The sequence below is a fragment of the Pseudomonas sp. NY15356 genome (genome assembly GCF_048068175.1).
Taxonomy (GTDB): Bacteria; Pseudomonadota; Gammaproteobacteria; order Pseudomonadales; family Pseudomonadaceae; genus Aquipseudomonas; species Aquipseudomonas putida_K.
Genome location: NZ_JBLUPW010000005.1, coordinates 161256 through 181017 on the forward strand (window position 1 = coordinate 161256; position 19762 = coordinate 181017).

Sequence of the window (19762 nt, forward strand, 5' to 3'; positions counted from 1 at the left end):
GGCAGGAAGGATCCTGCCCGCGTTTCCTGACCGCTCAGTCAATGAATTCGGGCGGTTGGCCAACGTGTTGCCAGCCTGAAACACCCTTTTCATCCGTTCAGAACGAAGTCGAGCAGGATGGTTGTGACCAACCCGGAAAGTTGGCGCAGCTCTTGCCAAACAACTGTGGCCAATCGAAAAAAGCTGACTCGAAAGACAAGAATAGCGCCAAAGAGCGCTGACAACAGATCTGACTCAAGGGAGCGACCTTCGCAATGCGTACCATCAATAGCCTGATACTCGCCGGCGGCCTGCTGGCATCCGGAGCCACGTTCGCCGGCGATCTGCTGCAATGGCAGAACAACAGCCTCACCTACCTGTGGGGCAAGAACTTCAAGGTGAACCCGGAAACCCAGCAGACCTTCACTTTCGAGCATGCCGATGGCTGGAAGTACGGGGACAACTTCATCTTCTTCGACAAGATCTTCTACCAGGGCAAGAAAGACGCCGGCAATGGCCCGAACACCTACTACGGCGAAATCAGTCCGCGGTTGTCGTTCGGCAAGATCTTCGACCAGAAGCTCTCGTTCGGCCCGGTCAAGGACGTGCTGCTGGCCATGACCTACGAGTTCGGCGAAGGCGACACCGAGGCCTACCTGATCGGCCCAGGCTTCGACCTGGATATCCCGGGCTTCGACTACTTCCAGTTGAACTTCTACCAGCGCACCACCGACGGCAGCCGCCCGGGTGACAACGTCTGGCAGATCACCCCGGTGTGGTCCTACACGCTGCCTGTGGGTTCGTCTGACATCCTGATCGACGGATTCATGGATTGGGTGGTGGACAACGACGAGAACCGCCGCGGCACCTACCAGGCCAACCTGCACTTCAATCCACAGGTCAAGTACGACCTGGGCAAGGCGCTGAAGATCGGCCAGAAGCAGCTGTACGTGGGTATCGAGTACGATTACTGGAAGAACAAGTACGGCATCAAGGACAGCGATGCGTTCACCACCGACCAGAACACCATGAGCTTCCTGCTCAAGTATCACTTCTGACGGTGCGCGGGGGCTGCTGCGCAGCCCTTTCGCGGCGCAAGGCCGCTCCTACAGGCGTAGGGCGCTTCCTGACTGTGGGAGCGGGCTTGTCCCGCGATCCGGGGGCTTGCCCCGGCCATCCTCCACGGTCACCTGGCCGGCCGCAGCGCCTTCCACACCTTGCCCACCCCACTCACCACGGCCAGCACCACCGCCCCGGCCACCACGCCGGCCAGGCCGTTGAGCACGCCTCCGGTCAAGGCACCGCCGCGCCCTTCGCTGAAGGCCTCGATGGCGTGGTGCAGCGGCTCGATGCCATGCACCAGGATGCCGCCGCCGACCAGGAACATGGCCGCAGTGCCGATCACCGAGAGGCTCTTCATCATGTAGGGCGCCGCGCGCAGGATGCCATTGCCCACCGCCTGGGCCAGCCCGGATGCCTTGGTGGTCAGCCACAGCCCCAAGTCGTCGAGCTTGACGATGCCACCCACCAGCCCATACACCCCGATGGTCATCACCACGGCGATGCCCGAGAGCACGACGATCTGCTGCGTCAGCGGTGAATCGGCAACGATGCCCAGGGTGATGGCGATGATTTCGGCCGAGAGGATGAAGTCGGTGCGCACCGCGCCTTTGATCTTGTCCTTTTCATAGGCCACCAGGTCGATGTTCGGGTCGGCCAGGGCTTCGGTGTGCGCCGCATGCTGCGTCGCATCCTCGGCCTTGCTGTGCAGGAGCTTGTGCGCGAGCTTCTCGAAGCCTTCGTAGCACAGGAAGGCGCCACCGAGCATCAGCAGCGGGGTCACCGCCCAGGGAATGAACGCACTGATCAGCAAGGCCGCCGGCACCAGGATCGCCTTGTTGACCAACGACCCCTTGGCCACCGCCCAGACTACCGGCAGTTCCCGGTCGGCACGCACGCCAGTGACCTGCTGAGCATTGAGTGCCAGATCGTCGCCCAACACGCCTGCGGTCTTCTTCGCCGCGACCTTGGTCATCACCGAGACATCGTCGAGCACCGTAGCAATGTCGTCGATCAGTACCAGTAGACTGCTTCCTGCCATGTTTGCGTGTTTCCAATGGGTTGAATGGGCCGAAGTCTAGCCCAAAGCGGCTGCCTTGAGCGCCCGACAAGGCGGGTGCTACCATGCCGGACCCTCTTTAGAGGTGGCCAGACAAAGGAAGATTCCCGACATGAGCACCATTCGCGAGCGCAACAAGGAGCTGATCCTGCGCGCGGCCAGCGAAGAATTCGCCGACAAGGGCTTCGCCGCCACCAAGACCAGCGACATCGCCGCCAAGGCTGGCCTGCCCAAGCCGAACGTGTACTACTACTTCAAATCCAAGGAAAACCTCTATCGCGAGGTCCTGGAGAGCATCATCGCGCCGATCATGCAGGCTTCCACGCCATTCAACGCCGACGGCGATCCCAAGGAGGTGCTCAGCGGCTACATCCGCTCGAAGATCCGCATCTCCCGTGACCTGCCCCATGCGTCGAAGGTGTTCGCCAGCGAGATCATGCATGGCGCCCCGCACCTGTCGCCCAACCAGGTGCAGCAGCTCAACGAGCAGGCGCGGCACAACATCGAGTGTATCCAGCGCTGGATCGAGCGCAAGCAGATCGCCCCGGTCGATCCGCACCACCTGATGTTCAGCATCTGGGCGGCGACCCAGACCTACGCCGACTTCGACTGGCAGATCTCGGTGATCACCGGCAAGGCCAAGCTGTCCGACACCGACTACGAAGCGGCGGCCGAAACCATCATCCGCCTGGTGCTCAAAGGCTGCGAGCCCGAGGCGGCCTGATAAAAAGCGGGGCCGCTACGCAGCCCTTGTGCCGCGAACGGGCCGCGCAGCGGCCCCAGGATTTCAGACGCTTACGCCACCACTCCGGCATCCGCCGTCAGCCCCACCTCCTCGATCGCACTGATCGCGCACTGCTCGTCGATATCCGACGTATCGCCGCTGATCCCTACCGCACCCAGCACCTTGCCGTCCTGATCGCGAATCAGCACACCACCCGGCGCCGGTACCACCGGACGCTCGCCCAGGCCATTGAGCGCCGCGAAGAAAGCCGGCCGTTGTTGCGAATCCAGCGCCAGCAGGCGCGAGCCCTTGCCCAGGGCGACAGCCCCCCAGGCCTTGCCCATGGCCACCTGCGGGCGCAGCAAGCTGGCGCCGTCCTCGCGCTGCAGCGCGAGCAGATGCCCACCGGCGTCCAGTACCGCCACCGTCAAGGGGGCGGCGTTGATCTTGCGACCGGCGTCCAGCGCGGCGTTCACCAGGCTGACGGCGACTTTCAGGGTCAATGCGTTCATGGAAAGGTCCTCTTCTTGTTGTGAGAAGCCCTGAGGGCAGTTGAAAACCGATACGACAATAGAACACAACGGCCAGATTTTTTGTATACAATATTTTTAGACTATCGTGCACGATCAGACGAAATGCCGTTTTCACCGGCTTCCCGACGAAAGCCACTTCTACAGATGAAAATGGATTGACCTAGGGCGTCGAGCGTGAATACACTCTGTCGCAAAGCAAGTTGTATACAATTACAAAATCGATGAGGCACAAACCATGAGCAAAATGAGAGCAATCGATGCAGCCGTTCTGGTCATGCGCCGTGAAGGTGTAGATACCGCGTTCGGCATCCCGGGGGCAGCCATCAACCCGCTGTACTCGGCCCTGAAGAAAGTCGGTGGCATCGATCACGTCCTCGCTCGCCACGTCGAAGGCGCTTCCCACATGGCCGAGGGTTACACCCGCGCCAACCCGGGCAACATCGGTGTGTGCATCGGCACCTCCGGCCCAGCCGGCACCGACATGGTCACCGGCCTGTACAGCGCTTCGGCCGACTCCATCCCAATTCTCTGCATCACCGGCCAAGCGCCTCGTGCCCGCCTGCACAAGGAAGACTTCCAGGCCGTCGACATCACCAACATCGTCAAGCCAGTCACCAAGTGGGCGACCACCGTTCTGGAGCCAGGCCAGGTGCCCTACGCCTTCCAGAAGGCCTTCTACGAAATGCGCACCGGCCGCCCAGGCCCTGTGCTGATCGACCTGCCGTTCGACGTGCAGATGGCCGAGATCGAATTCGACATCGACGCCTACGAGCCGCTGCCGGTGCACAAGCCAGCCGCCAACCGTGTCCAGGCTGAAAAAGCCCTGGCCATGCTCAACGAAGCCGAGCGCCCGCTGATCGTTTCCGGCGGCGGCGTGATCAACGCCGATGCCAGCGAAAAACTGGTCGAATTCGCCGAACTGACCGGTGTACCGGTCATCCCGACCCTGATGGGCTGGGGCACCATCCCGGACGACCACCCACAGATGGTCGGCATGGTCGGCCTGCAGACTTCGCACCGCTACGGCAACGCCACCCTGCTCAAGTCCGACCTGGTGTTCGGTATCGGTAACCGTTGGGCCAACCGTCACACCGGCTCCGTCGACGTCTACACCGAAGGCCGCAAGTTCGTTCACGTGGACATCGAACCGACCCAGATCGGCCGTGTGTTCACCCCGGACCTGGGTATCGTTTCCGACGCAGGCGCGGCACTGGACGCGTTCCTGGAAGTGGCCCGCGAGTGGAAAGCCGCCGGCAAGCTCAAGTGCCGCCGCGAGTGGCTGGAAGACTGCCAGCAGCGCAAGTCGAGCCTGCAGCGCAAGACCCACTTCGACAACGTGCCGGTCAAGCCGCAGCGCGTCTATGAAGAAATGAACCAGGTCTTCGGCAAGGACACCTGCTACGTCAGCACCATCGGCCTGTCGCAGATCGCCGGCGCCCAGTTCCTGCACGTGTACAAGCCACGCCACTGGATCAACTGCGGCCAGGCCGGCCCGCTGGGCTGGACCATTCCGGCTGCCCTGGGTGTGGTCAAGGCTGACCCCAAGCGCAAGGTCGTCGCGCTGTCCGGTGACTACGACTTCCAATTCATGATCGAAGAGCTGGCCGTGGGCGCGCAGTTCAACCTGCCGTACGTCCACGTACTGGTGAACAACGCCTACCTCGGCCTGATCCGCCAGGCCCAGCGTGGCTTCGACATGGATTACTGTGTACAACTGGCGTTCGAGAACATCAACGCCACCGAGGCCAACAACTACGGCGTCGATCACGTGGCCGTGGTCGAGGGCCTGGGCTGCAAGGCACTGCGTGTGTTCGAGCCGGCTGAAATCGCCCCTGCCCTGCTCAAGGCGCAGAAGATGGCCGAAGAGTTCCGCGTGCCGGTGGTGGTCGAAGTGATCCTCGAGCGCGTGACCAACATTTCCATGGGTACCGAGATCAACGCGGTCAACGAGTTCGAAGACCTCGCCCTGGTCGGCAACGACGCGCCTACCGCGATCTCGATGCTGGACTGACCGCCTGACGCCCCCGCGCCGGCTGTGCCGGGGGCCTTCATCTGCAAGGAGACAACCATGCCTCGCTTCGCTGCCAACCTGTCCATGCTGTTCACCGAGCAGGACTTCCTGGCCCGCTTCAAGGCCGCCGCCGACGCTGGTTTCAGCGGTGTCGAATACCTCTTCCCGTACGATTTCAGCGCCGCCGAGATCAAGCAACAGCTCGATGCCCACGGCCTGACCCAGGTGCTGTTCAACCTGCCGGCCGGTGACTGGGGCAAGGGCGAGCGCGGCATCGCCTGCAACCCCGAGCGCGTCGAGGAATTCCGCGCAGGTGTCGACAAGGCCATCGAATACGCCAAGGTCCTGGGCAACACCCAAGTCAACTGCCTGGCCGGTATCCGCCCGCAAGGCCCGGACTGCGCCACCGTGCGCAAGACCTTCGTCGACAACCTCAAGTACGCCGCCGACAAGCTCAAGGCCGCCGGTATCCGCCTGGTCATGGAAATGATCAACACCCGCGATATCCCGGGCTTCTACCTGAACACCACCAAGCAGGCCCTGGAAATCCAGGCCGAAGTCGGCAGCGACAACCTGTTCCTGCAATACGACATCTACCACATGCAGATCATGGAAGGTGACCTGGCTCGTACCATGGAAGCCAACCTGAAGCTGATCAACCACATCCAGCTGGCCGACAACCCCGGCCGCAACGAACCAGGCACCGGCGAGATCAACTATCGCTTCCTGTTCGAGCACCTGGACCGCATCGGTTACCAGGGCTGGGTGGGCGCGGAATACAAGCCGCTGACCACCACCGAAGCAGGCCTGGGCTGGCTGAAGACCCATAACGCAATCTAAAGATTGAACACCGACCTGTAGGAGCGGGCTCGCCCCGCGATTGCGATGGCGGATTCACCGCCGCCATCGCGGGACAAGCCCGCTCCTACAGGCTCCGCGAACAAATACAAAGAGGCACATTGTCATGGCTAAAATCGGTTTCATCGGCACCGGCATCATGGGCAAACCAATGGCCCAGAACCTGCAAAAGGCAGGTCACAGCCTGTTCGTCTCCACTCACCACGACGCCGCCCCGGCCGACCTGGTCGCCGCTGGCGCCGTCGCCCTGGCCAACCCGAAGGAAGTGGCCCAGGAAGCCGAATTCATCATCGTCATGGTCCCGGACACCCCGCAGGTAGAAGCGGTCCTGTTCGGTGAGAATGGCGTGGCCGAAGGCGTCGGCCCGAACAAGGTGGTGATCGACATGAGCTCGATCTCCCCTACCGCGACCAAGGCCTTCGCCGAGAAGATCAAGGCCACCGGCGCTGCCTACCTGGACGCCCCGGTGTCCGGCGGCGAAGTCGGCGCCAAGGCCGGCACCCTGAGCATCATGGTCGGTGGCTGCCCGAAAGCCTTCGAGCGCGCCCTGCCGCTGTTCGAAGCCATGGGCAAGAACATCACCCGCGTCGGTGGCAACGGTGACGGCCAGACCGCCAAGGTCGCCAACCAGATCATCGTCGCCCTGAACATCCAGGCCGTCGGCGAAGCCCTGCTGTTCGCTGCCAAGAACGGCGCGGACCCAGCCAAGGTACGTGAAGCGCTGATGGGCGGCTTCGCCTCCTCGAAGATCCTCGAAGTGCACGCCGAGCGCATGATCAAGGGCACCTTCGACCCAGGCTTCCGCATCAACCTGCACCAGAAGGACCTGAACCTGGCCCTGCAAGGCGCCAAGGAGCTGGGCATCAACCTGCCCAACACCTCCAACGCCCAGCAAGTGTTCAGCACCTGCGTTGCCCTGGGCGGCGGCAACTGGGACCACTCGGCGCTGATCAAAGGCCTGGAGCACATGGCCAACTTCTCGATCCGCGACGACAAGTGACAAGGGGCTGCCTTGCAGCCCAATCGCCGGCAAGCCGGCTCCCACTAGCCCGAAGTACTCCGCTGTACCTGTGGGAGCCGGCTTGCCGGCGATGAAATCCACACCTTTGGACCTGCGACCACAGGCTCAACGGTGACACCGAGCAACACCCGCCCCTGGTTCGGCCTGCACGGAGGCAGTTCCAGGGGCGTTTTCGATTCTGCAGAACAATAAGATTTTGGGAGCCTGCCATGTCGGTCGATCCACAAAGAATTCTCCGCGAGCTGTTCGATACGGCCATCGCCGCCGCTCACCCCCGCCAGGTCCTGGAACCCCACCTCCCCACCGACCGCACCGGCCGCGTCATCGTCATCGGCGCCGGCAAGGCTGCTGCGGCCATGGCCGAGGTGGTCGAGAAGAGCTGGCAGGGCGAGGTGTCCGGCCTGGTCGTGACCCGCTACGGCCATGGCGCCAACTGCCAGAAGATCGAAGTGGTCGAAGCCGCCCACCCGGTCCCCGATGCCGCCGGCCTGGCCGTGGCCAAGCGCGTGCTGGAGCTGGTCAGCAACCTCAATGAAGACGACCGGGTGATCTTCCTGCTCTCTGGTGGCGGCTCGGCCCTGCTGGCCCTGCCTGCCGAAGGCCTAACCCTGGCCGACAAGCAACAGATCAACAAGGCCCTGCTCAAATCCGGCGCCACCATCGGCGAGATGAACTGCGTGCGCAAGCACCTCTCGGCGATCAAGGGCGGTCGCCTGGCCAAGGCCTGCTGGCCGGCGACGGTCTACACCTATGCCATCTCCGACGTCCCCGGGGACCTGGCCACCGTCATCGCCTCCGGCCCCACCGTGGCCGACCCGAGCACCTCGGCCGATGCCCTGGCCATCCTCAAGCGCTACGACATCGAAGCGCCCAAGGCCGTCATCGACTGGCTCAACAACCCCGCCTCGGAAACCGTCAAGGCCGACGACCCAGCCCTGGCGCGCAGCCACTTCAAGTTGATCGCCAAGCCCCAGCAGTCGCTCGAGGCCGCGGCCGTCAAGGCTCGCCAAGCGGGCTTCAGTCCGCTGATCCTGGGTGACCTGGAAGGTGAGTCGCGCGAAGTGGCCAAGGTGCACGCCGGTATCGCACGGCAGATCGTGCTGCACGGCCAGCCGCTCAAGGCGCCTTGCATCATCCTGTCCGGCGGCGAGACCACGGTCACCGTGCGCGGCAACGGCCGTGGCGGGCGCAACGCCGAGTTCCTGCTCAGCCTGACCGAAAACCTCAAGGGCCTGCCGGGTGTCTACGCCCTGGCCGGGGACACCGACGGCATCGACGGCTCCGAGGAGAACGCCGGCGCCATCATGACCCCGCAAAGCTATGCCAACGCCGAGGCCCTGGGCCTGTCGGCGTCCGACGAGCTGGACAACAACAACGGCTATGGCTACTTCGCCGCACTGGATGCGCTGATCGTCACCGAGCCGACCCGCACCAACGTCAACGACTTCCGTGCCATCCTGATCCTCGAGACTCAGCCATCATGACGCCAGACAAGAAAGTCAAAATCCTCGCAACCCTGGGCCCTGCGATCAAAGGCGTCGACGATATCCGCCAACTGGTCGAAGCCGGCGTGAACATCTTCCGCCTGAACTTCAGCCATGGCGAGCACGCCGACCACGCCCTGCGCTACCAGTGGATCCGCGAAGTGGAGCAACAGCTGAACTATCCGCTGGGCATCCTCATGGACCTGCAAGGGCCCAAGCTGCGCGTCGGCCGTTTCGCCGACGGCAAGGTGCAGCTGCAACGCGGCCAGGCCCTGCGCCTGGACCTGGACACCACCCCGGGCGACAGCCGCCGGGTCAACCTGCCCCACCCCGAGATCATCGCTGCGCTGGAACCGGGCATGGACCTGCTGCTCGATGACGGCAAGCTGCGCCTGCGGGTGACCGCCAAGCACAGCGACGCCATCGACACCGAGGTGGTTGCCGGCGGCGAGCTGTCCGACCGCAAGGGCGTGAACGTGCCCCAGGCCGTACTCGACCTCAGCCCGCTGACCGAGAAAGACCGCCGCGACCTGGCCTTCGGCCTGGACCTGGGCGTGGACTGGGTGGCCCTGTCGTTCGTCCAGCGCCCGGAAGACATCGTCGAAGCCCGTCAACTGATCGGCGAGCGCGCCTACCTGATGGCCAAGATCGAGAAGCCGTCGGCGGTCGAGCAGTTGCAGGCGATCGCCGAGCTGTCCGACGCGATCATGGTCGCCCGTGGCGACCTGGGTGTGGAAGTGCCGGCCGAAAGCGTGCCGCAGATCCAGAAACGCATCATCGGCACCTGCCGCCAGCTGGGTAAACCCGTGGTGGTGGCGACCCAAATGCTCGAGTCGATGCGCTTCTCCCCTGCCCCGACCCGCGCCGAGGTCACCGACGTGGCCAACGCCGTGGCCGAAGGCACCGACGCAGTCATGCTGTCGGCCGAGACCGCCTCGGGCGACTACCCGCTCGAAGCCGTGCAGATGATGAGCAAGATCATCCGCCAGGTGGAGAACGGCCCGGACTACCAGGCCCAGCTCGACGTCGGCCGGCCCAAGGCCGAAGCCACGGTCTCGGACGCCATCAGCTGCGCGATTCGCCGCATCAGTGGCATCCTGCCGGTGGCCGTGCTGGTCAACTACAGCGAGTCGGGCTCCTCGACCCTGCGCGCTGCCCGCGAACGGCCACGCGCACCGATCCTCAACCTGACGCCGAACCTCTCCACCGCCCGCCGCCTGAGCGTGACCTGGGGCGTGCACTCGGTGGTCAACGATCGCCTGCGCCAAGTCGATGAGGTCGTTTCCACTGCGCTGGAAATTGCCCAGGCCCAAGGCATGGCCAGCCGCGGCGACACGCTGCTGATCACCGCCGGTGTGCCTTTCGGCAAGCCAGGGACGACTAATACGCTGCGGATCGAGACCTTGGTCTGAGAATGCCGGGGGGCGCTGTGCGCCCCCCTGTGGGAGCCGGCTTGCCGGCGATTGGAGGGCGAGCCCTCCCGTTACACCGATCCATGAAACCTGCGGAAAACCCGAGGCCCGAAGAGGCCCTCCGCTCTTCCATCCACCTTCCCGACTGCCCCATGTACACCAAGAATTTCGTCAACCCGTGCCCCGACTGGGCCACGGCCTTGCTCAACGGCTTCAGCCAGGTACTGCTGCTGCGCAATCCCTTGTGCGGCCTGTGCTGCCTGCTGGCCATCCTGGTCACCGCCCCGAACCTGGTCGGCGGCGCCCTGCTCGGCGCCCTGGCCGGGCTGCTGACCGCCCAGCGCCGCGGTTACGAACGTGCCGATCGCCAGGCCGGCCTGTACTGCTACAACGGCGTACTGATCGGCCTGCTGATTGCCGCGCTGCTGCCCTGGTCGGCCATCATGCCACCGCTGATCATCGCCGCCGGCGGCCTTTCCAGCATCCTCACGCACCAATGGCGCAAGCGCGGCGGCAAGCTGCTGATCGCCTACACCGCACCTTTCGTGCTGCTGGGCTGGGCCACCCTGTTGGTGGCAGAGCCCATGCCGGCCCTCTACACCGAGGCCAACCCGTTGTATGCCTTGCTACGTGGTGTCGGCCAGATCTTCCTGCTGGACAACCCGCTGGCCGGCCTGCTGATCGTCATCGGCATGTTCATCGCCAACCCCTATGCCGCACTCTGGGCGTTGATCGGCTCGGCCGTCGGCGGCGGTGTCGCCCTGCTGGCGGGCGAGGCCCAGGCTGCCTGGATGGGGCTGTTCGGTTTCAACGCAGCGCTCGCCGCGCTGGCCTTCAGCCGCCAGGGCGAACGTGCCTGGGTGACATTGTTGGCCATCGCCATGGCACTGTTGCTGCAGCCTTTATTCAACCTGATGCCTATCGCTGGCCTGACCGCACCCTTCGTCGTCGCCTGCTGGCTGATGCACCTGGGCAGCCACCTGGCGCAATCGGCCCAGCGCCGCAACGCAGACCGCTTGCACAGCTAGAACGCAGCCCCTAGGCTCAGGCCATCGCACAATGGAACGAGCCCATGGATAACCCTGCGAACCTGCGCGAGCGGCTCTACGTCGTCGTCTTCCAGACCGATACCGTCGCCGGCAGGCGTTTCGACAAGATCCTCCTGCTGGTCATCCTCGCCAGCCTGGTCACGGTCGTGCTCGACAGCATCGACGAAGTGCACCAGCAATACGCCGGCCTGCTGGCCGGGATCGAGTGGTGCTTCACCGCGATCTTCCTGGTGGAGTACCTGGTGCGGCTCTACTGCTCGCCCAAGCCCCTGCGCTATGCCTTCAGCTTCTATGGGCTGGTGGACCTGCTGGCGGTCATCCCGGGCATCCTCGCCCTGTACTACAGCGACGCCCAGTACCTGCTGATCGTGCGGGTCATCCGCATGCTGCGGATCTTCCGTGTGCTCAAGCTCAGCCCCTACCTCAAACAGGCCCATTACCTGCTCGCGGCACTGCAGGGCAGCCGGCAGAAGATCATCGTGTTCCTGGTCAGCGTATCGACCCTGGTGACCGTGTTCGGCACCTTGATGTACGTGGTCGAGGGCCCCGAGCATGGCTTCACCAGCATCCCCAAGGGCATCTACTGGGCGATCGTCACCCTGACCACAGTGGGGTTCGGCGATATCGTGCCGAAGACGCCGCTGGGTCAGGTACTGTCGTCGCTGGTGATGATCACCGGTTATTCGATCATCGCCGTACCCACGGGCATCTTCACTGCGGAGCTGGCCAACGCCCTGCGCGGCGAACAGCTGCAGCATGATTGCCCGACGTGCCGCAAGAACACCCATGAACACGGCGCGGCGTTCTGCTCGCGCTGTGGCAATGCGTTGTTCCCGAAGCAGTGATGCTTGCCTGTACGGGCCCTTCGCGGGTAAACCCGCTCCCACAGGTTTCGCCGTACCTGTTGAAGCGGGTTTACCCGCGAAAGGGCCGGGACAGACAACGGCATAACCAAAGTGTTTTTTGTTCTTTAACCCCTGCCAAGCCACCCGCTATAGTCGCTGGCAAACTGCCTACAACCTCTCAAGAACAAGGAAGCAACGTGAAAAAGCTCTTCACCGCATCGCTGCTCGCCGCCGGTATGGCCCTGGGCAACCTGGCCCAGGCTGCACCGACCCTGCTCAACGTGTCTTACGACGTGATGCGCGACTTCTACAAGGACTACAATCCAGCATTCCAGAAGCACTGGGAAGCCGAGCACAATGAGAAGGTCAACGTGCAAATGTCCTTCGGCGGCTCGAGCAAGCAGGCACGTGCCGTGATCGACGGCCTGCCGGCAGACGTCATCACCATGAACATGGCCACCGACATCAACGCCCTGGCCGACAACGGCAAGCTGGTGCCGGACAACTGGGTCACGCGCCTGCCGAACAACAGCGCGCCGTTCACCTCCGCCACCGTGTTCATCGTGCGCAAGGGCAACCCCAAGGCCCTGAAGGACTGGCCCGACCTGCTCAAGGACGGCGTGCAGGTGATCGTGCCCAACCCCAAGACGTCGGGTAACGGCCGCTACACCTATCTGTCGGCCTGGGGCTATGTGCTCAAGCAAGGCGGCGACGAAGCCAAGGCGCGCGAGTTCGTCGGCAAACTGTTCAAGCAGGCTCCGGTGCTGGACACCGGTGGCCGTGCCGCCACCACGACCTTCATGACCAACCAGATCGGCGACGTGCTGGTGACCTTCGAGAACGAGGCGGAAATGATCGCCCGCGAATTCGGTCGCGACCAGTTCGAGGTGGTCTATCCGAGCGTGTCGGCCGAGGCCGAGCCGCCGGTGACCGTGGTCGACAAGGTGGTCGAGCGCAAGAAATCCCGCGCCGTGGCCGAGGAATATCTCAAATACCTGTGGTCACCGGCCGCCCAGGAACTGGCCGCGCAAAACTACCTGCGCCCGCGTGACGCGACCGTTCTGGCCAAGTACACCGACCGCTTCCCGAAAGTCGATTTCCTGTCGGTGGAGAAAACCTTCGGCGACTGGCGTACCGTGCAGAAGACCCACTTCAATGACGGTGGCGTGTTCGACCAGATCTATACCAACCAGTAACGGTTCGCGACACAAGCCCGCACCGACAGATACGATCTCTGTGGGAGCGGGCTTGTCCCGCGATTGAAGCTTACTCAGGCTCGCTGGCGAAACACCAATGCCTTCAAGCCCCCTGCCGGGTCGACATCCGGAAACTCCGGTGGGTTCTCAAGCCGCTCGACGAATACCAGCCCCGGTGCATGCTCGCCCATGCCCTCGATCAAAAAGTCCGGCCCGATCCCCGGGTCATTGATGCACGCCAACACCGTCCCCTCTTCCGTCAGCAGCTCCGGCAGGCGCCGCAGGATCTTCGCGTAGTCCTGGGTCAGCACGAAGCTGCCCTTCTGGAAGGTCGGTGGGTCGATGATGATCAAGTCATAGGGCCCGTACTTGCGCACCTTGCCCCAGGACTTGAACAGCTCATGCCCCAGGTAGGCGATCCGGGAGGCATCGTGGCCATTGAGCCGGTGGTTGTCGCGGCCACGGGACAATGCCGCCTTGGCCATGTCCAGGTTGACCACTTGCTGCGCCCCGCCGGCAATGGCGGCCACCGAGAATCCGCAGGTATAGGCGAACAGGTTGAGCACCCGCTTGCCCGCGGCCTGCTCGCGTACCCAGCGGCGACCGTAGCGCATGTCGAGGAACAGGCCGTTGTTCTGCCGCACGCCCAGGTCCAGCAGATAGGTCAGGCCATCTTCGATCACTTCGCGTTGCTGGCACGGCTCGCCCAGCAGCCACTGGCCGGGGCTGTCCGGCAGGTAGCGGTGCTGGATGAGGATAGCCTGCCCAGTCCACTGCGGGCGCTCGGCGAGGCTGCGCAGCATGGTCTCCAGCTCGGCCAGCTGGCCCTCGGGCGGCTCGCGGAACAGCGCTACCAGTAGCACGCCCTGCAGCCAGTCGACCGTGATCTGCTCGAGCCCCAGCCAGCAGCGGCCACGACCGTGGAACAGGCGGCGGGTTTCCTGCGGGGCGGGGTCAAGGGCGGCGAGCAGGTGTTGCTCGAGGATATGGATCGGCGAGGTCATGGTGGGGTCGCAAGCAAAAAAGAACGCATTCTACCTAATGCCAGCCTATAAGCACTGTCAGAGGCTGCTACGTACCCCATCGCGGGACAAGCCCGCTCCCACAGGTTCACCGCTGTTCGCAAGAGCGGCGCATCCCTGTGGGAGCGGGCTTGTCCCCCGATAGGGCCGCAAGGCAAACCTCGCTCAATACCCCTTCACCGCTCCCCTGCCCGAACGGAACCACCACCCCTGCTGCATGCCTGCCGCCGCCAGCAGGATCGCCGCCACACCCAGCCACTGCAGCGGTGCCAGGCGATGGTCGAACGCCACCCAATCGACCAGGATCGCCGCGATCGGGTAGATGAACGACAGCGCACCGGTCAGCGCCGTCGGCAGGCGCTGGATGGCGCTGTACAGCAACACGTACATCAGCCCGGTATGGACGATGCCCAAGGTCACCAGGCTGGCCAGTGCCGATGTGTCTGCCGGTAGCCCTCGCACCCCGACCCAAGGTGCCAGGAGCACAATACCGGTCACCACCTGGACCAAGGCGATCAGGTGCGGCGGGGTACCGCTCAGGCGCTTGATGATCAACGCCGCCACGGCGTAGAGGAAGGCTGCACCCAACGCCAGGCCGATGCCTTGCAGATAATCCCCCGCCCCTCCCTGGCCGCTGCCATGGGCACTGACGATGGCCAGCATGCCGAGAAATGCCAGGCTCAACCAGGTCATCTTGGGCAAGGTGATCTTCTCGCCCAGGAACAGCGCCGCCAGCCCCACCAGCATGAACGGCTGAACGTTGTACACCGCCGTGCCGATCGCGATCGAGGCCTTGGCGTAGGAGGCGAACAACAGCACCCAGTTACCGACGATGGCCACCCCGCTGGTCACTGCCAGCAGGAAGGTCGTGCGGGTCAGCGCACCGGGCTTGAACAACCCCATGGCTGCGCAGATCAGCAGCAAGGTGCCGGCGCCGAACACACAACGCCAGAACACCACCTCCAGTACCGGCTGCCCGGACACCAGTACGAACCAACCGATGGTACCGGAGATCAGCATGGCGGCCGTCATCTCCAGCGAGCCGCGACGCAACGAATTGTCCATCTCACACCTCCTGTCGAACAGGGCCACAGTATGTGCGAGGCGACGGTCGACCATCCAGCGGATAACAAAGCCGTTCTCGCGAATTCACCTTTACTATCAAGGCGAATACAGGAAATCACCTAACGAGGGCGACATGACCGATACCATAGACCAGCTGTTGATCAATGCCTTGATGGAAGACTCACGCCGTTCGCTCAAGGCACTGGCTCAGATCAGCGGCCTGTCGGCGCCCAGTGTCAGCGAACGCCTGCGCCGCCTGGAAGAACGCGGCGTGCTGCGCGGCTATACGGTAGATATCGACCCCCGAAGCTTCGGTTACCAGCTACAGGCCATCGTGCGCATCCGACCATTGCCGGGACAGTTGCAGGACGTCGAGCGGCAGATCATCGCCATCCCCGAATTCACCGAATGCGACAAAGTCACTGGCGAGGATTGCTTCATCGCCCGTCTGCACGTGCGCTCCATGGAACAGCTGGACACCCTGCTCGATCGCATCAATGTGCTGGCCGAAACCAACACGGCGATCATCAAGAAGACACCGGTCAAACGCCGGCTGCCACCCATGGAATAGCAGTTCGGATACGCAACGGTTAATTTTTGTACACACAAATGTCACCTTAGGTGCCATTTTTGTGTGCACTTTTGTGCAGTAACGCCTCAGCACGTTACATACTTCCACCGCTAAAAACTGACCAATCGATCAACTAACAGCGCACTTCGAAAATAAAAACTGTTCATTTGGTCAACTTATAATTCCTCAATTTCATTCACTTATCTTTCAACAAGATAAATTCGAAAAATCCTCACGCTAAAAGTTGCTTTTCGCCTGGCATGGAACTCGCTTTTGTGTCCTCGTGTTTTGTATACAAGTTAAACAAAACATAAATACACAAGAACCCGCAGCGCCTGCCCCGGCAGGCCGTTGCGCCCAGAACCCAGTGATGCCAACGCTGCACCGACGAGATGGCGAGCCCGTGCGCATGCCCGATCATCGCAGTCCACACGCATCAGGAGCCTGCCGGAATGAGTACCAGCCTCAACCTTGCCCCTGAACTATCCGTTGCCAGCACCAACCCCACTTCGACACCACTCGCCGGTGATCTACCGGACCTCGAACTCAGCCCACGCCTGCATAACCGCGACTTGGCCCCGACCCGCAGCGAAGGCCGGCGCTGGGGGCGCTACAGCATCTTCGCGCTGTGGACCAACGACGTGCACAACATCGCCAACTATTCATTCGCCATGGGGCTGTTCGCGCTCGGCTTGGGTGGCTGGCAGATCCTGCTGTCCTTGGCCATCGGCGCAGCACTGGTGTATTTCTTCATGAACCTGTCCGGCTACATGGGGCAGAAGACCGGCGTGCCCTTCCCGGTGATCAGCCGCATCGCGTTCGGGATCCACGGCGCACAGATTCCAGCCCTGATCCGCGCGGTCATCGCCATCGCCTGGTTCGGCATCCAGACGTACCTGGCCTCGGTGGTATTGCGGGTATTGCTCACTGCGATATGGCCGCAGTTGGCCATCCATGACCAGAACAGCATCCTCGGTCTGTCGAGCCTGGGTTGGGTGTGCTTCGTGGCGATCTGGCTGGTGCAGCTGGTGATCCTGGCCTACGGCATGGAGATGGTGCGCCGTTACGAAGCCTTCGCCGGCCCGGTGATCCTGCTGACCGTGGCAAGCCTTGCGGGCTGGATGTACTTCCAGGCCGATGCGCGCATCGCCTGGTCGGTGGCCGAGCCGCTGACCGGCTACGAGATGTGGCGCAACATCTTCGCTGGCGGCGCCCTGTGGCTGGCGATCTACGGCACGCTGGTGCTGAACTTCTGTGACTTCGCCCGCTCCTCGCCCTGCCGCAAGACCATTCGCGTGGGCAACTTCTGGGGCCTGCCGGTGAACATTCTGGTGTTCGCCACCATCACCGCGGTGCTGTGCGGTGCCCAGTTCCAGATCAACGGCCAGGTGATCGACAGCCCCACCCAGATCGTCGCCAACATCCCCAGCACGCCGTTCCTGGTCCTGGGTTGCCTGGCTTTCTTGATCGTCACCGTGGCGGTGAACATCATGGCCAACTTCGTCGCCCCGGCTTTCGTGCTGAGCAACCTGGCGCCACGTCACCTGAACTTCCGCCGCGCGGGGCTGATCAGCGCGACCCTGGCAGTGCTGATCCTGCCGTGGAATCTGTACAACAGCCCGCTGGTGATCGTGTACTTCCTGTCTGGCCTGGGTGCCCTGCTCGGACCACTGTACGGCGTGATCATGGCCGACTACTGGTTGCTGCGCAAAGGCCAGGTCAACGTTCCGCAGCTGTACAGCGAGAACCCGGCCGGCGCCTATTTCTACACCCGAGGCATCAACCTGCGCGCCGTCGCCGCCTTCCTGCCCACCGCGCTGCTGGCCATCGTCCTGGCCTTGGTGCCCAACTTCCACAGCGTCGCGCCGTTCTCCTGGCTGATTGGCGCCGGCACCGCCGCCGCCCTGTACCTGCTGCTCGCGCCGCGCAACCGCCAATACCTCGACGTCAGCGGCGAAGCCATCGCCGTCGACCACAGCAGCCATTGATAGGGAGATCCTTCATGCGCATCTTGATCGCCAACGTGAACACCACCAGCGCCATCACCGACGCCATCGCCGAACAGGCCCGCAACGTGGCCTCGCCGGGTACCGAAATCATCGGCCTGACCCCCTGGTTCGGTGCCGAGTCGGTGGAAGGCAATTTCGAGAGCTACCTGGCCGCCATCGCCGTCATGGACCGCGTGCTGGCCTACGAAGAACCCTTCGATGCAGTGATCCAGGCAGGTTACGGCGAGCATGGCCGCGAGGGCCTGCAGGAGTTGCTGGATGTGCCGGTGGTGGACATCACCGATGCCGCCGCCAGCACCGCCATGTACCTGGGGCACGCCTACTCGGTGGTCACCACCCTGGACCGCACCGTGCCGCTGATCGAGGACCGCCTCAAGCTCTCGGGCCTGTTCGATCGCTGCGCCTCGGTGCGCGCCAGCGGCCTGGCCGTGCTCGACCTGGAGGCCGACCCACAGCGCGCGGTAGAGGCGATCGTCGAGCAGGCTGAACGGGCCGTGCGCGACGACAAGGCCGAGGTGATCTGCCTTGGGTGTGGCGGCATGGCCGGGCTGGACGAGCAGATCCGTCAGCGCACCGGCGTGCCAGTGGTCGATGGTGTCAGTGCAGCGGTGACCATCGCCGAGTCGCTGGTGCGCATGGGCCTGAGCACTTCCAAGGTGCGGACCTACGCCACGCCTCGGGCGAAGAAAGTGGTGGGCTGGCCGATGATGTTCGGTCGATAGGTTCTCAATTGCGCGCTGCCCGACCCACTGGCTCAGGTCGGGCAGCTATGCGCTCCATGGTCGCGCCACTGCCGCACGTTGCGGCTGAGCCTATGAACGACTCAATCATCCCGCGTCAGCACTTCCAGCAACTCGATCTCGAATGTCAGGTCCGAGTGGGGCGGGATCGAACCCACGCTGCGCTCGCCATAGCCCAGGTGTGCCGGCACCAGCAGCTTGCGCTTGCCGCCGACGCGCATCCCCATCAGGCCCTGGTCCCACCCTTTGATCACGCGACCGGTGCCGATCACGCACTGGAACGGCTTGCCCCGCGACCAGGACGAGTCGAACTCGCTGCCGTCGGCCAGCCAGCCGGTGTACTGGGTGGTGATCAAGGCGCCCTTGACCACGGCCTTGCCCTGGCCTTCCTCGAGATCGATGATTTGCAGTTCGCTGCTCATGCCTGTTGTTCCTGAAACGGATTTCGTGGCCGCCGTTTTCTCAGGAATGAACCGCTTTGGCAAGGCCGCGAGGCGCCTAGGGTCGCCTAGCCGAGCTGCTCGAAGGCTTCCTGGCCGGTCAGTTCCTTGGTCTGGTTGGCGAAGCAGTACCAGGCGGGTTTCTGTTCGACGAAGATCTGTAGATCGAAGTCCCAGGTTTCATCACCATCCAGCAGGCCAACCGGGATGGCGTAGAAGTCGTTGGCCTTCAGGCGGTAGTACAGGTGCGTGCCGCACTGGCCGCAGAAGCCGCGTTGGGCCCAGTCGGAGGAGTCGTAGACGGTGGGGGGCGTGCCTTCGATCTGGGGGGGTTGGCTGCAGTGTACGACCAAGAGGGGGCCGCCGGTCCATTTGCGGCACATGCTGCAGTGGCAGGCGCTGATATGGGTATTGTCGACGGTGACTTTCAGGTGGGTTTGGCCGCAGAGGCAGGTGCCTTGTTTTTCCAGGGGCATGGGTGGAGCTCCTTGGGGATTGGGTTTGGAAGTATAGGTTGGGGATCTCCTGTTGGGCTTGGGCATTTAGGTCGTGTGGGTATTCGTTTCTGGTGGTGGAAGTGTCAGATTTTTTGTGTGCGGGCCGGTAACGGCCTGCCGTCAGGCAGGCCCTGATTTTCACCAGGTCGGCCTGATGAACCGATCTCCGTACAAAATCGCGAATTGA

General features: G+C 63.3%; 19 protein-coding genes. 13 read left to right on the forward strand and 6 right to left on the reverse strand.

The window, feature by feature from the left end; all coding sequences use genetic code 11:
• Nucleotides 1-254: 254 nt before the first annotated feature.
• Nucleotides 255-1037, forward strand: coding sequence for an outer membrane protein OmpK (locus tag ACNFCI_RS06720; protein WP_084854619.1), 783 nt, complete (start codon nt 255-257; stop codon nt 1035-1037).
• Between the two features lie 128 nt (nt 1038-1165).
• Here the strand turns inward: ACNFCI_RS06720 and ACNFCI_RS06725 are convergent, their stop codons facing one another.
• Nucleotides 1166-2080, reverse strand: coding sequence for a DUF808 domain-containing protein (locus ACNFCI_RS06725; RefSeq protein ID WP_084854618.1), 915 nt, complete (start codon nt 2078-2080; stop codon nt 1166-1168).
• Nucleotides 2081-2210: 130 nt separating this feature from the next.
• Here ACNFCI_RS06725 and ACNFCI_RS06730 point away from each other — a divergent pair, with 130 nt between their 5' ends.
• Nucleotides 2211-2822: a TetR/AcrR family transcriptional regulator gene (locus ACNFCI_RS06730; protein WP_084854617.1), complete on the forward strand. Its 612-nt coding sequence runs from the start codon at nt 2211-2213 to the stop codon at nt 2820-2822.
• Between the two features lie 71 nt (nt 2823-2893).
• Here ACNFCI_RS06730 and ACNFCI_RS06735 read toward each other — a convergent pair whose 3' ends face one another.
• Entirely contained in the window at nt 2894-3334 is a 441-nt protein-coding gene (locus ACNFCI_RS06735) for a GlcG/HbpS family heme-binding protein (protein WP_084854616.1), read from the reverse strand.
• A gap of 256 nt (nt 3335-3590) precedes the next feature.
• On the opposite strand from ACNFCI_RS06735, the gene gcl reads away from it, so the two are divergent.
• The 8 genes from gcl to ACNFCI_RS06775 all read left to right on the forward strand — a co-directional run bounded on the left by gcl (nt 3591) and on the right by ACNFCI_RS06775 (nt 13231).
• The gene (gcl, locus tag ACNFCI_RS06740) at nt 3591-5366 is read left to right on the forward strand and encodes a glyoxylate carboligase (RefSeq protein WP_084854615.1); all 1776 of its coding nucleotides are present in this window, start codon (nt 3591-3593) and stop codon (nt 5364-5366) included.
• Nucleotides 5367-5423: 57 nt separating this feature from the next.
• A complete protein-coding gene (gene hyi, locus ACNFCI_RS06745) occupies nt 5424-6206 on the forward strand; it encodes a hydroxypyruvate isomerase (protein ID WP_070576732.1) in 783 nt (260 codons plus the stop codon).
• A 40-nt stretch (nt 6207-6246) separates the two neighbouring features.
• A complete protein-coding gene (locus tag ACNFCI_RS06750; RefSeq protein ID WP_416767690.1) occupies nt 6247-7224 on the forward strand; it encodes a 2-hydroxy-3-oxopropionate reductase in 978 nt (325 codons plus the stop codon).
• A 230-nt stretch (nt 7225-7454) separates the two neighbouring features.
• The gene (locus ACNFCI_RS06755) at nt 7455-8729 is read left to right on the forward strand and encodes a glycerate kinase type-2 family protein (protein ID WP_084854613.1); all 1275 of its coding nucleotides are present in this window, start codon (nt 7455-7457) and stop codon (nt 8727-8729) included.
• Nucleotides 8726-10141: a pyruvate kinase gene (pyk, locus tag ACNFCI_RS06760; protein ID WP_084854612.1), complete on the forward strand. Its 1416-nt coding sequence runs from the start codon at nt 8726-8728 to the stop codon at nt 10139-10141. Before ACNFCI_RS06755 ends, pyk begins: the two co-directional genes overlap by 4 nt.
• Before the next feature lie 152 nt (nt 10142-10293).
• Nucleotides 10294-11169, forward strand: coding sequence for an urea transporter (locus tag ACNFCI_RS06765; protein ID WP_368830303.1), 876 nt, complete (start codon nt 10294-10296; stop codon nt 11167-11169).
• A gap of 44 nt (nt 11170-11213) precedes the next feature.
• Entirely contained in the window at nt 11214-12035 is an 822-nt protein-coding gene (locus tag ACNFCI_RS06770) for an ion transporter (RefSeq protein ID WP_084854610.1), read from the forward strand.
• A gap of 197 nt (nt 12036-12232) precedes the next feature.
• The gene (locus tag ACNFCI_RS06775) at nt 12233-13231 is read left to right on the forward strand and encodes a sulfate ABC transporter substrate-binding protein (protein WP_084854609.1); all 999 of its coding nucleotides are present in this window, start codon (nt 12233-12235) and stop codon (nt 13229-13231) included.
• Between the two features lie 74 nt (nt 13232-13305).
• Here ACNFCI_RS06775 and ACNFCI_RS06780 read toward each other — a convergent pair whose 3' ends face one another.
• Both ACNFCI_RS06780 and ACNFCI_RS06785 read right to left on the reverse strand, forming a co-directional pair.
• Complete coding sequence (locus tag ACNFCI_RS06780; protein WP_368830304.1) at nt 13306-14235, reverse strand: class I SAM-dependent methyltransferase; 930 nt, start codon at nt 14233-14235, stop codon at nt 13306-13308.
• Between the two features lie 183 nt (nt 14236-14418).
• A complete protein-coding gene (locus ACNFCI_RS06785; RefSeq protein ID WP_368830305.1) occupies nt 14419-15318 on the reverse strand; it encodes a DMT family transporter in 900 nt (299 codons plus the stop codon).
• A gap of 133 nt (nt 15319-15451) precedes the next feature.
• Here ACNFCI_RS06785 and ACNFCI_RS06790 point away from each other — a divergent pair, with 133 nt between their 5' ends.
• From ACNFCI_RS06790 to ACNFCI_RS06800, 3 genes are all read left to right on the forward strand, one after another.
• The gene (locus tag ACNFCI_RS06790) at nt 15452-15889 is read left to right on the forward strand and encodes an Lrp/AsnC family transcriptional regulator (protein ID WP_368830306.1); all 438 of its coding nucleotides are present in this window, start codon (nt 15452-15454) and stop codon (nt 15887-15889) included.
• 452 nt (nt 15890-16341) lie between these two features.
• Nucleotides 16342-17877, forward strand: a complete 1536-nt coding sequence (locus ACNFCI_RS06795; protein WP_368830307.1) for an NCS1 family nucleobase:cation symporter-1 — start codon at nt 16342-16344, stop codon at nt 17875-17877.
• A gap of 14 nt (nt 17878-17891) precedes the next feature.
• On the forward strand, nt 17892-18620 hold the full coding sequence (locus ACNFCI_RS06800; RefSeq protein ID WP_368830308.1) for an aspartate/glutamate racemase family protein: 729 nt from the start codon (nt 17892-17894) through the stop codon (nt 18618-18620).
• Between the two features lie 101 nt (nt 18621-18721).
• Here the strand turns inward: ACNFCI_RS06800 and ACNFCI_RS06805 are convergent, their stop codons facing one another.
• Together ACNFCI_RS06805 and ACNFCI_RS06810 are read right to left on the reverse strand one after the other, a co-directional pair.
• On the reverse strand, nt 18722-19060 hold the full coding sequence (locus tag ACNFCI_RS06805; RefSeq protein WP_224456368.1) for an FKBP-type peptidyl-prolyl cis-trans isomerase: 339 nt from the start codon (nt 19058-19060) through the stop codon (nt 18722-18724).
• 86 nt (nt 19061-19146) lie between these two features.
• Nucleotides 19147-19554: a GFA family protein gene (locus tag ACNFCI_RS06810; protein ID WP_084854598.1), complete on the reverse strand. Its 408-nt coding sequence runs from the start codon at nt 19552-19554 to the stop codon at nt 19147-19149.
• Nucleotides 19555-19762 lie beyond the last annotated feature (208 nt).

Bases quoted from the DNA above. Each gene is read 5' to 3' on its own strand.
- gcl (WP_084854615.1), top strand. From the start codon at position 3,591: ATGAGCAAAATGAGAGCAATCGATGCAGCCGTTCTGGTCATGCGCCGT.
- ACNFCI_RS06800 (WP_368830308.1), top strand. From the start codon at position 17,892: ATGCGCATCTTGATCGCCAACGTGAACACCACCAGCGCCATCACCGAC.
- hyi (WP_070576732.1), top strand. From the start codon at position 5,424: ATGCCTCGCTTCGCTGCCAACCTGTCCATGCTGTTCACCGAGCAGGAC.
- ACNFCI_RS06790 (WP_368830306.1), top strand. From the start codon at position 15,452: ATGACCGATACCATAGACCAGCTGTTGATCAATGCCTTGATGGAAGAC.
- ACNFCI_RS06730 (WP_084854617.1), top strand. From the start codon at position 2,211: ATGAGCACCATTCGCGAGCGCAACAAGGAGCTGATCCTGCGCGCGGCC.
- ACNFCI_RS06755 (WP_084854613.1), top strand. From the start codon at position 7,455: ATGTCGGTCGATCCACAAAGAATTCTCCGCGAGCTGTTCGATACGGCC.
- ACNFCI_RS06780 (WP_368830304.1), bottom strand. From the start codon at position 14,235: ATGACCTCGCCGATCCATATCCTCGAGCAACACCTGCTCGCCGCCCTT.
- ACNFCI_RS06765 (WP_368830303.1), top strand. From the start codon at position 10,294: ATGTACACCAAGAATTTCGTCAACCCGTGCCCCGACTGGGCCACGGCC.
- ACNFCI_RS06770 (WP_084854610.1), top strand. From the start codon at position 11,214: ATGGATAACCCTGCGAACCTGCGCGAGCGGCTCTACGTCGTCGTCTTC.
- pyk (WP_084854612.1), top strand. From the start codon at position 8,726: ATGACGCCAGACAAGAAAGTCAAAATCCTCGCAACCCTGGGCCCTGCG.
- ACNFCI_RS06805 (WP_224456368.1), bottom strand. From the start codon at position 19,060: ATGAGCAGCGAACTGCAAATCATCGATCTCGAGGAAGGCCAGGGCAAG.
- ACNFCI_RS06785 (WP_368830305.1), bottom strand. From the start codon at position 15,318: ATGGACAATTCGTTGCGTCGCGGCTCGCTGGAGATGACGGCCGCCATG.
- ACNFCI_RS06795 (WP_368830307.1), top strand. From the start codon at position 16,342: ATGAGTACCAGCCTCAACCTTGCCCCTGAACTATCCGTTGCCAGCACC.
- ACNFCI_RS06735 (WP_084854616.1), bottom strand. From the start codon at position 3,334: ATGAACGCATTGACCCTGAAAGTCGCCGTCAGCCTGGTGAACGCCGCG.
- ACNFCI_RS06720 (WP_084854619.1), top strand. From the start codon at position 255: ATGCGTACCATCAATAGCCTGATACTCGCCGGCGGCCTGCTGGCATCC.
- ACNFCI_RS06810 (WP_084854598.1), bottom strand. From the start codon at position 19,554: ATGCCCCTGGAAAAACAAGGCACCTGCCTCTGCGGCCAAACCCACCTG.
- ACNFCI_RS06725 (WP_084854618.1), bottom strand. From the start codon at position 2,080: ATGGCAGGAAGCAGTCTACTGGTACTGATCGACGACATTGCTACGGTG.